This is a genomic window from Kitasatospora sp. NPDC048365 (assembly GCF_043200835.1).
Taxonomy (GTDB): Bacteria; Actinomycetota; Actinomycetes; order Streptomycetales; family Streptomycetaceae; genus Kitasatospora; species Kitasatospora terrestris.
Genome location: NZ_JBICYJ010000006.1, coordinates 51,593 through 61,720, shown reverse-complemented (window position 1 = coordinate 61,720; position 10,128 = coordinate 51,593). Strand labels below are relative to the sequence as shown.

9 protein-coding genes are annotated in these 10,128 nt (G+C 73.1%); all 9 read left to right on the top strand.

The window, feature by feature from the left end:
* Positions 1–6 precede the first annotated feature (6 nt).
* The 9 genes from ACGFX4_RS08000 to ACGFX4_RS07960 all read left to right on the top strand — a co-directional run bounded on the left by ACGFX4_RS08000 (position 7) and on the right by ACGFX4_RS07960 (position 10,065).
* Positions 7–1,263: an ATP-grasp domain-containing protein gene (locus tag ACGFX4_RS08000; RefSeq protein WP_393071131.1), complete on the top strand. Its 1,257-nt coding sequence runs from the start codon at positions 7–9 to the stop codon at positions 1,261–1,263.
* Positions 1,260–2,594 carry a hydrolase gene (locus ACGFX4_RS07995; RefSeq protein ID WP_393071130.1) on the top strand — a complete coding sequence of 445 codons (1,335 nt, stop codon included), beginning with the start codon at positions 1,260–1,262 and terminating at the stop codon, positions 2,592–2,594. The genes ACGFX4_RS08000 and ACGFX4_RS07995 overlap by 4 nt, the downstream gene beginning before the upstream one ends.
* A complete protein-coding gene (locus ACGFX4_RS07990; RefSeq protein ID WP_393071129.1) occupies positions 2,591–3,811 on the top strand; it encodes an MFS transporter in 1,221 nt (406 codons plus the stop codon). The genes ACGFX4_RS07995 and ACGFX4_RS07990 overlap by 4 nt, the downstream gene beginning before the upstream one ends.
* A gap of 4 nt (positions 3,812–3,815) precedes the next feature.
* The gene (locus ACGFX4_RS07985; RefSeq protein ID WP_393071128.1) at positions 3,816–4,544 is read left to right on the top strand and encodes a 4'-phosphopantetheinyl transferase family protein; all 729 of its coding nucleotides are present in this window, start codon (positions 3,816–3,818) and stop codon (positions 4,542–4,544) included.
* A gap of 22 nt (positions 4,545–4,566) precedes the next feature.
* Positions 4,567–5,490, top strand: a complete 924-nt coding sequence (locus tag ACGFX4_RS07980; protein WP_393071127.1) for an LLM class F420-dependent oxidoreductase — start codon at positions 4,567–4,569, stop codon at positions 5,488–5,490.
* Positions 5,491–5,595: 105 nt separating this feature from the next.
* Positions 5,596–6,051: an SRPBCC domain-containing protein gene (locus tag ACGFX4_RS07975; RefSeq protein ID WP_393071126.1), complete on the top strand. Its 456-nt coding sequence runs from the start codon at positions 5,596–5,598 to the stop codon at positions 6,049–6,051.
* A 29-nt stretch (positions 6,052–6,080) separates the two neighbouring features.
* A complete protein-coding gene (locus ACGFX4_RS07970; protein ID WP_393071125.1) occupies positions 6,081–6,857 on the top strand; it encodes a VOC family protein in 777 nt (258 codons plus the stop codon).
* A 65-nt stretch (positions 6,858–6,922) separates the two neighbouring features.
* Positions 6,923–7,672 (top strand): HAD family hydrolase, encoded by a 750-nt coding sequence (locus ACGFX4_RS07965; RefSeq protein ID WP_393071124.1) that lies wholly within the window; start codon positions 6,923–6,925, stop codon positions 7,670–7,672.
* Entirely contained in the window at positions 7,669–10,065 is a 2,397-nt protein-coding gene (locus tag ACGFX4_RS07960; RefSeq protein ID WP_393071123.1) for a glycoside hydrolase family 65 protein, read from the top strand. The genes ACGFX4_RS07965 and ACGFX4_RS07960 overlap by 4 nt, the downstream gene beginning before the upstream one ends.
* Positions 10,066–10,128: the final 63 nt, after the last annotated feature.

Genomic DNA, 10,128 nt, shown 5'->3' with positions numbered 1-10,128 from the left:
TTTCCCATGCACATCGTGATGGTGGAGTGCAACCCGAACGGCATCGCCGGCATCGCCAACGCCCTGCGCCTCGGCCACCGGGTCACCCTGGTCACCGCCGACCCCGACTTCTACCTGAACGCCTCCCCGCTGGCCGCCGACGCCTACGCGCACCCCAACTGCGAGGTGGTGAAGAGCGCCGACGCCTTCTCCATCGACGCGCTGGAGCAGCTGGTCAAGGAGATCCACGCGGCCCACCCGGTGGACGGCGTCACCACCTACAGCGAGTACCACACCGTGCACGCCGCCACCGTGGCCCGCGCGCTCGGCCTGCCCGGCCTCAGCGTCGAGGGTGCGCTCAACGCCCGCCACAAGCACCGCACCCGGCTCGCCCTGCGCGGCGCCGAGGGCGTCCGCCAGCCGCGCTTCGCGCACGTCGAGGACCCGGCCGGGATCGAGGCCGCGATCCGCGAGGTCGGCTTCCCGTGCGTGGTGAAGCCCTCCGACGGCACCGCCAGCCTGCACGTGCTGCACCTGACCAACGAGGACGAGCTGCAGGCCTACCTCGCCGAGCTGGCGAAGGTCTCCGACTACGGCCGGGGCGTCACCCGGATCCCCGACCTGCTGGTCGAGGAGTTCGTCACCGGCGAGCTGGTCTCGGTCGAGGCCTGCGTGCTGGCCGACGGCACCGTGGTCAACCTCGGCATCACCGACCGCACCCTGAGCGGCTTCCCGTACTTCATCGAGATGGGCGCCACCTACTTCGCCGACCACCCGCTGCGCGAGCCGCTGTTCGCCATGAACGAGAAGGTGCTGGCCGGCCTCGGCATCGACTTCGGCTTCATCCACACCGAGTACTTCCTCACCCCCGAGGGCCCGGTGCTCTGCGAGGTCAACGGCCGCCTGGTCGGCGGGATCGTGCCCGGCCTGATGAAGATCTCCTGCGGCGTCGACCCGTACCTGGAGGTGATCCGCCAGGCCCTCGGCGAGACCCCCGAGCTGCCGTTCCCCGGCGAGGTGATCGCCACCGGCCGCTGGTTCGGCTCGCCGGTCGAGGGCGTGCTGGAGTCGATCGACTTCGCCGCCGTCGAGGAGCTGCCCGGCTTCCACGAGGCGCTCAGCTACCGGGCCGCCGGCCGCCAGGTCTCCAAGCTCTCCACCAGCAACTTCGACTGGCTGGGCCACCTGGTCTTCACCGGCACCGACCGCGACCAGGCGCACGGCCGCGCCGAGGCCGCCCTGGACCGGATCGACGTCCAGGTCTCGGTCAAGGTCGCCCGATGACCGCCCGCTCGGTGCTCCGCCGGGTCGCCATTCCCAGCCTGGACCGCGAGCAGCTGTACGACGTGGACATCGAGGACGGCGTCTTCACCCGGATCGAGCCGGTCGACCGCCGCGCCGACCAGCCCGGACCGATCACCGAACTGTGGCCCGGCTACGTCGAGGCGCACGCCCACCTGGCGCTGCCCGCCAACTTCGACGACTCGCTGGACGACCCGCGGATCAGCGCCCTGTCGTACCTGTACCACGGTGTCACCCACGTCGCCGACCTGTTCGGCTTCCCGCTGCTGAAGTCCCGCTGGGAGGCCGGCGCGGCCGCCTCCGCCCACCCGTACCCGGAACTGGTGCACTGCGGCTACGCCGCCACCGCCACCCGGGACGCGATGGGCCTGACCGGGCACGGCGTGGAGTTCCCCTCCCCGGTCTTCATGCTCGGCATGGAGGAGGACCTCGCCGACGTGCTGCACGCCAACCGGGCGCGCGGCGGCACCTTCCTCAAGGTGATGTTCACCGACGGCACCGAGCAGCCCGAGATGGAGGCCCGGTTCTCCCGGCTCTCGCCCAAGGTGCTGGAGCACACCGAGCGGGTCACCCGCGAGCAGGGCGTCCCCGCCGTCCTCGACTGCAACACCCGCGAGGAGGTGCTGGAGGCGTACCGGATCGGCTTCCGGCTCTTCGCCCACCCGGTACGGGACTTCGTGCTCAGCGACGAGGACTGGGACCTGCTGGCCGACGCCCGCTTCGTCACCACGCTCAGCGGGCTGCGCCCGATGGTGATGGAGCGCGCGGAGTTCGAGGCCGAGTACGGCCGCCCCGGCTTCCTCGCCACCCAGGACGGGGCCAACCTGGAGTTCGTCCAGGCGATCGAGGAGCCCTACGGCATCCAGTACAAGTGCCAGGACACCCGCACCGCCGCCCTGCGGGTGATGCGCGAGAACAACCTCGCCGCCCTGCGCCGCGGCCGGATGCTGGTCGGCACCGACTGCGGCAACACCGGCGCCTTCCACGGCTACAGCCTGCTCGGCGAACTCGACCTGCTGGCCGGCGAGTCGGCCGACCCGGAGCTGCGGCACGGCATCCGGCACGCCGCCACCGTCGACAACTGGCACTTCTTCCACCGCCTCGCGCAGCGCGAGGCCGGCGCCCACCCGATCGCGGTCGGCGCCCCCGCCACCTACAACCTGTTCGCCGCCGCCCGCGGCGCCGACGACACCCCGCTCTCCACCCTGCCGGACGCCACCGTGGTGGCCGGCACCCCGGTCGACCGCGCCGCGATCGCCCGGGAGATCCGCACCCTCCGCGACTCGGCATCGACAGGAAAGGTCGTGCTGTGAACAGCCAACTGAGGCGCACCCTCTGGGGCATCAACCTGGGCATCGCGCTCGCCCACGTCGGCAACTACATCTGGTTCCCGCTGCTGGTCTCCACCCTCGGCACCGCGTACAGCGGCTTCTGGGCCGGCTTCGTGATGTTCCTGACCTACGTCGGCCGGCTCGCCTCCACCTTCAGCTACGAGGGGCTGGCCCAGCGGCTCGGCGTCCGCGGCTCGGTGATCGCCGGTGTCGCCCTCGAAGCGCTCGCCCTGTGGGGCATGGGCTTCGTGGACGGCGTCCCGCTCTACAGCGTGCTGGCCTTCCTGATCGGCTTCGGCTCGGGCATGTCCTTCCCCGGCCTGAAGAACATCCTCTCCGCCTTCCCCGAGGCCGACCGGCCCAAGGCCTTCTCCGCCTTCCAGATGTCCTGCCAGCTCGGCGCGATCGGCGGCGCCCTGGCCGGCGGCCTGTTCCTGCACGTCGACCTGAAGGTGCTGTTCACCACCGTCTTCGCGCTGTTCGCGGTGTACTGCCTGGCCGCCGTGTTCGTGATCCCCGCCGACACCACGCCCACCGCCGAGGACACCCGGCGGGCGCCGCTGTTCAGCCTCGCCGTCCTCAAGGGCATCCGGCTCGGCGGCGGCGGACGGTACTTCGTCCTCTCCAGCGTCTTCTGGCTGCTGTCGATCAGCTTCCTGGTCGGCATCCCGCTGCACATGCAGGAGTACGCCCACGGCCTGCCGATCTCCATGCCGTTCTGGATCACCGGGATCACCCTGCTGCTGCTCCAGTTCCCGGTGCTGCGCCTGCTCAACAAGCACCTGCAGCCCGGCCAGGTGATGGCCGTCGGCTTCGCCGCGATGACCGCCGCCTACCTGCTGTTCGGCGCCGGACGCAGCGCGCTCTGGGTGGTCGTCGGCTGCTTCGTGGTGGTCTTCGGCGACATCCTGTTCACCCCGTCCTTCGACCTGTGGGTGGCCAAGCAGATGCCGCGTGAGAACCTCTCCCGCGCGATGGGCTCGATGCACTTCTTCCGCAGCTTCGGGAACATGGTCGGCACCCTTGCCGCCGGTGCGCTCTACGACCTGGCCAACACCACCGGCATCCCCGGACTCAACTGGTACGTGGTCGCCGCGATCGCCGTCGGCTGCGCCCTGTTCAGCCTGGCCGGCGCCCGCCGCGAGGCCGCTCCCGCCCCCGGCGAGCCGGCCCGCGAGCTCGCCGAGCAGGCAGCCTGAGTCCTTGTCCGCCAGAGCCGAGAAGAGCGAGGCCGTGACCCCGGCACCCACCCTCCCGCCGCGAGGCGAGACCCACGTCTGGTTCGGCGGCACCACCGCCGCCGAACCGGAGCGGGACCTGGCCCTGCTCCCGGCCGACGAGCGGGAGCGGGCCCTGCGCCACGGCTCCACCGCCGACCGGGCCCGGTGCGCCGCCGCCTGGGCCGGCACCCGGCGGATCCTGGCCCGCTACCTCGGCGCCGACCCGGCCGCGCTCCGCCTGGAGCGCACCGGCGCCGCCCGCTGGTCCACCCCCGGACCGGACGGCACCCCGGTCCACCTCAGCGTGGCCCGCGCCGACGGCAGCTGGCTGCTCGCCCTCGCGGTCGGCGACCCGGTCGGCGCCGACCTGGAGCGGATCCGCCCGCTCGACACCGAAGGACTGGCCGCCCACTGCCTCGCCCCCGAGGAGCGGTCCTGGCTGGCCGGCCTGCCGGACGGCGAACACACCGACGCCTTCCTGCGCGCCTGGACCCGCAAGGAGGCCCTGCGCAAGGCCGCCGACCTGCCCCGCACCGCCCCCCGGCACCTCCCGGTCGCCGCCGACCGGCCCGGCCCGGTCACCCTCGCCGCCCCCCACCCCGGCGACGGCTGGACCGTGGACGACCTGCCCGCCGCCCCCGACGAACGCGCCGCACTGGCCCGACCCGCCCACTGCACAGGGCCGTTGAGCCGCTTCCACGCCACCGTCTGACCGACCCCCGATGATGGACACCATGGACCTGCGCATCTTCACCGAGCCCCAGCAGGGCGCCTCGTACGACACCCTGCTGCGGGTCGCGACGACCGCCGAACAGCTCGGCTACGACGGCTTCTTCCGCTCCGACCACTACCTGCGGATGGGCGACGCGGACGGCCTGCCCGGCCCCACCGACGCCTGGATCACGCTGGCCGGCCTGGCCCGCGAGACCTCCCGGATCCGCCTCGGCACCCTGATGACCGCCGGCACCTTCCGCCTCCCCGGGGTGCTCGCGATCCAGGTCGCCCAGGTCGACGCGATGAGCGGCGGCCGGATCGAACTCGGCCTCGGCGCCGGCTGGTTCGAGGCCGAGCACAAGGCCTACGGCATCCCCTTCCCGGACCGGCGGATCGACCGGCTGGAGGAGCAGCTGGCCATCGTCACCGGCCTGTGGGAGACCAAGCTCGGCGACACCTTCGACTTCGCCGGCCGCTACTACCGGCTGGCCGACTCGCCCGCCCTGCCCAAGCCCTTCCAGGACCGCGTCCCGGTCATCGTCGGCGGCATGGGCCCGTCCCGCACGCCCGCCCTGGCGGCCCGCTACGCCGACGAGTTCAACCTCCCGTTCGCCCCGCTGGACGCCACCCGCACCCAGATCGGCCGGGTCCGGGCCGCCGCCGAGGAGCGCGGCCGCGACGCCGACTCCCTGGTGTACTCCAGCGCCCTGGTCGCCTGCGTCGGCCGCGACGACGCCGAGGTCGCCCGCCGGGCCGCCGCGATCGGCCGCGAGGTCGAGGAGCTGAAGGCCAACGGCCTGGCCGGCACCCCCGACGAGGTGGTCGAGAAGATCGGCCGCTACCGCGAGGCCGGCAGCGGCCGGATCTACCTCCAGATCCTCGACCTCGACGACCTCGACCACCTGGCGCTGATCGCCGACCGGGTCGGCGCGCAGCTGACCTGACCCGCCCGCCACCCTCCGCGAACCCGTGGACGCAGCCGGCCACGGGGTCCGTCCCGGTTCGCGGTGGGTCGGGTGGTGGGTCATCGTGGGACGGAGGTGAGTCCCATGCCCGAGATCGCCCTGCAGATCGACATCGCGGCGTCCCGCTCCCGCCTGCTGGCGGCCCTGGACACCCACGACGGCCTGACCGCCTGGTGGACCACCGGCGTCTCCCGGGACGGCGACGACCTCCTGTTCGAGTTCCCGGACACCCCGGAGCCGTTCCGGTTGCGCCGGGACCGCGCCGACGAGGACCGGGTCGCCTGGACCAGCGTCGGCGCCTTCCCGCCCGACTGGCTGGACACCACCGTCACCTGGGACCTCTTCGACCACCCGGACGACCCGCACCGCACCCGCCTGCTCTTCCGCCACCTCGGCTGGCGCCCGGACACCGAGCGCACCGTCCCGATGGTCGCCGGCACCTGGGCCGAGCTGCTGGTGCGGTTGAAGGACTACGTCCAGAGCGGCAAGGTCCAGCCGTACTTCGTCCCCCGGGTCCACGCCCACCAGCACACCGACTGACCCCCGACCCGTCCCTCCTGGGAGGCGCCATGCCCGAGGTGACCGAACGCTATCTCCCCGGCACCCCGTGCTGGGTCGACCTGATGGCGAAGAACCAGCAGGAGGCCCTCGACTTCTACCGCGACGTGTTCGGGTGGCAGGGCGAGGTCGGCCCGGCGGAGTTCGGCGGCTACACGGTGTGCACGCTGAACGACCGTCCGGTCGCGGGCATCGGCCAGGCGGAGGCGCCGGACGGCGCGCCGCCGCCGCCGACCGTCTGGACCACGTACCTGGCCACCGAGGACGCCGACGCCGCACTCGCCGCGATCACCGCGAACGGCGGCACCTCGCTGACCCCGGTGCTGGAGGTCGGCGACACCGGCCGGATGCTGGTGGCGCTGGACCCGACCGGCGCCGTGTTCGGTCTGTGGCAGCCGGTGGAGTTCCCGGGCGCCCAGGTGGTCAACGAGCCCGGGGCGCTCACCTGGAACGAGCTGCACACCACCGACCCGGACGTCGCGCGGGCCTTCTACGAGGCGGCGCTGTCCGTGGCCACCCCGCCGATGGAGGGCGCGCACCACTACTGGCAGTTCGCGGTGAACGCCCGCACGGTCGGCGGCCTGTGCCCGCTGGACCCGGAGTCCCCGGCGGGCACCCCCTCGCACTGGCTGACCTACTTCGCGGTGGACGACACCGACTCCACCGTGGACGCCCTGGTCAGGCGGGGCGGCTCGGTGCTCGTCCCGCCCGCCGACTCGCCGTGGGGCCGGGTGGCCCGGGTCCGGGACCCGCAGGGCGCCGCCTTCGCGGTCATCCGGTCGACCTAGCGCGCGACGCGCCAGGCGCGCCGGGAATGGCGATTCGTACGCCGCCCGCGGGTGAGACTGCAGACATGCTGGGACTTCCGGATCACATCCGCGCCTTCCTGTTCGACCTGGACGGCGTCCTCACGCAGACCGCCAAGGTGCACGCGGCCGCCTGGAAGGACATGTTCGACTCCTTCCTGCGGGCGGAGGCCGCCCGGGACGGCGAGGAGTTCGTCCCGTTCGACCCGATCGTCGACTACGACCGCTACGTGGACGGCCGGCCGCGGCTCGACGGCACCCGCACCTTCCTCGCCGCCCGCGGCATCGACCTGCCCGAGGGCACCCCGCAGGACCCGCCGGGCACCCGTTCGGTCAACGGCCTGAGCAGCGCCAAGAACGACACCGTGCTGCGCATGATCCGCGAGCAGGGCGTGCAGCCCTACTCGGGTTCGGTGGAGTACCTGCACCGGCTGCGGGTGCTCGGCCTGCCGCGCGCGGTGGTGTCGTCCAGCGCCAACTGCAAGGACGTACTGCGCGCCGCGGGCATCGACGGGCTGTTCGAGGTGGTGGTGGACGGGCTCACGGCCCGCCGCGACGGCCTGGCCGGCAAGCCCGCGCCGGACACCTACCTGGCCGCCGCGCGGCAGCTCGGCGTGGAGCCCGGGCACGCCGCGGTCTTCGAGGACGCGCTGGCCGGCGTCGAGTCCGGCCGGGCCGGCGGCTTCGGCGCCGTGGTCGGCGTGAACCGCACCGGCCAGGCGGACGCGCTGCGCGCGCACGGCGCCACCGTCGTCGTCGACGACCTGGCCGACCTGGTCCCCGGGGAGGCGTCGTGACCACCCCCGACCCCTTCGCGGTCGACCCCTGGGGCGTCGTCGAGCACGGCTTCGACCTGGCCGGGCAGGCCCGCGCCGAGTCGGTGTTCGCGCTGTCCAACGGGCACATCGGGCTGCGCGGCAACCTGGACGAGGGCGAGCCGCACGGCCTGCCCGGCACCTACCTGAACGGCGTCTTCGAGCTGCGCCCGCTGCCGTACGCGGAGAGCGGCTACGGCTTCCCCGAGTCGGGCCAGAGCGTCATCAACGTCATCAACGGGAAGCTGATCCGGCTGCTGGTCGACGACGAGCCGTTCGACCTGCGGTACGGCGAGGTGCGCGGCCACCAGCGCAGCCTGGACTTCCGCGAGGGCCTGCTGCGGCGCAGCGCCGAGTGGACCTCGCCGGCCGGGCGGACCGTCCGGATCTCCTCGCAGCGGATGGTCTCGCTCACCCAGCGGGCGGTCGCCGCCGTCGAGTACACGGTGGAGGCGGTCGACGGCCCGGTCCGGATCGTGGTCCAGTCCGAGCTGGTCGCCAACGAGCAGCTGCCGCTCGGCGACGGCGATCCGCGGGCCGCAGCGGTCCTGGAGGCGCCGCTGGCCGCGGAGTTGCGGCACGCGGCCGGCAGCAAGGCGGTGCTGGTGCACCGGACCCGGTTCAGCGGGCTGCGGGTCGCGGCCGGCATCGACCACGTGATCGAGGGCCCGGGCCGGGTGGACACCACCGCCGAGTGCTCCGAGGACCAGGCCCGGATCACCGCCACCACCGTGCTGAAGGCGGGGGAGCGGCTGCGGCTGGTGAAGTTCATCGCGTACGGCTGGTCGGCGACCCGCTCGCTGCCCGCCGTCCGCGACCAGGTGGAGGCCGCGCTGACCGCCGCCCGGTACACCGGCTGGGACGGACTGGTCGACGAGCAGAAGGAGTACCTGGGCCGGTTCTGGTCGGACAGCGACATCGAGATCGAGGGCGACGTCGAGCTGCAGCAGGCGGTCCGCTTCGCGCTCTTCCACGTCCTGCAGGCCGGTGCCCGCAGCGAGGAACGGGCCATCCCCGCCAAGGGGTTGACCGGGCCCGGCTACGACGGGCACAGCTTCTGGGACACCGAGACCTTCGTGCTGCCGGTGCTCACCTACTGCCTGCCGGCGGCGGTCAACCAGGCGCTGCGCTGGCGGCACACCACGCTCCCGATGGCCCGTGACCGGGCCGCCCAACTCGGCTTGGCCGGAGCGGTGTTCCCGTGGCGGACGATCCGCGGCGAGGAGTGCTCGGGGTACTGGCCGGCCGGCACCGCGGCGTTCCACATCGGGGCGGACATCGCGCGGGCGGTGGTCCGCTACGTCCGGGCCACCGGCGACCTGGAGTTCGAACGGGCCTACGGCCTGGAGCTGTTGGTGGAGACCGCCCGGATGTGGCGCTCGCTCGGCCACCACGACGCGGGCGGCCGGTTCCGGATCGAGGGCGTCACCGGGCCGGACGAGTACAGCGCGGTCGCCGACAACAACGTGTTCACCAACCTGATGGCGCAGTCCAACCTGCGCAGCGCCGCGGAGAGCGCCACCCGGCACCAGTTCGAGGCGGCGGCGCTCGGCGTGGACACCGAGGAGGCGGCCGCCTGGCGGGACGCCGCCGACAAGATGTTCATCCCCTACGACGAGAAGCTCGGCGTCCACCCGCAGGCCGACGGCTTCACCGACCACCAGCTGTGGGACTTCGAGGGCACCCCGCCGGAGAAGTACCCGCTGCTGCTGCACTACCCGTACTTCGACCTGTACCGCAAGCAGGTGGTCAAGCAGGCCGACCTGGTGCTCGCCATGCAGGTGCGCGGCGACGCCTTCACGCAGGAGCAGAAGGTCCGCAACTTCAACTACTACGAGCGGCTCACCGTCCGGGACTCCTCGCTCTCCGCCTGCACCCAGGCGGTGATCGCCGCCGAGGTCGGCCAGCTCGACCTGGCCTACGACTACACCGCCGAAGCCGCCCTGATGGACCTGCGCGACCTCGGCGGCAACACCCGCGACGGCCTGCACATGGCCTCCCTGGCGGGCGCCTGCATCGCCCTGGTGGCCGGCTTCGGCGGCCTGCGCGACCACGACGAGCACCTCTCCTTCCGGCCCAAGCTCCCCTCCGGGCTGCAGCGCCTCGCGTTCTCCATGGCGGTGCGCGAGCACCTGCTGCGGATCGACATCACCCACGCCACCACCACGTACACGCTGCTCCGCGGCGGGGTGCTGCCGATCCTGCACGAGGGCGAGTCGCTGCGGGTCGAGAAGGGCCGGCCGGTCACCCGGCCCACCCCGACCCCGGAGGCCCCGCCCGAGCGGGCCGTCCAGCCGCCCGGCCGGGAGCCGGCCCGCCGGCACGGCCAGGCCGGTGTCCAGGTCGGCACCGTCGACCACCTCCCCGCAGAGTGAGGCGCTGAACTCCGGACAGTACGGGCCCGCCCGGCGCCGCCTCCCGGTCGCGCGGGCCCGGTG

Coding starts and splice junctions, on each gene's coding strand:
- ACGFX4_RS08000 (WP_393071131.1), top strand. CDS start 7: ATGCACATCGTGATGGTGGAGTGCAACCCGAACGGCATCGCCGGCATC.
- ACGFX4_RS07995 (WP_393071130.1), top strand. CDS start 1,260: ATGACCGCCCGCTCGGTGCTCCGCCGGGTCGCCATTCCCAGCCTGGAC.
- ACGFX4_RS07980 (WP_393071127.1), top strand. CDS start 4,567: ATGGACCTGCGCATCTTCACCGAGCCCCAGCAGGGCGCCTCGTACGAC.
- ACGFX4_RS07975 (WP_393071126.1), top strand. CDS start 5,596: ATGCCCGAGATCGCCCTGCAGATCGACATCGCGGCGTCCCGCTCCCGC.
- ACGFX4_RS07970 (WP_393071125.1), top strand. CDS start 6,081: ATGCCCGAGGTGACCGAACGCTATCTCCCCGGCACCCCGTGCTGGGTC.
- ACGFX4_RS07965 (WP_393071124.1), top strand. CDS start 6,923: ATGCTGGGACTTCCGGATCACATCCGCGCCTTCCTGTTCGACCTGGAC.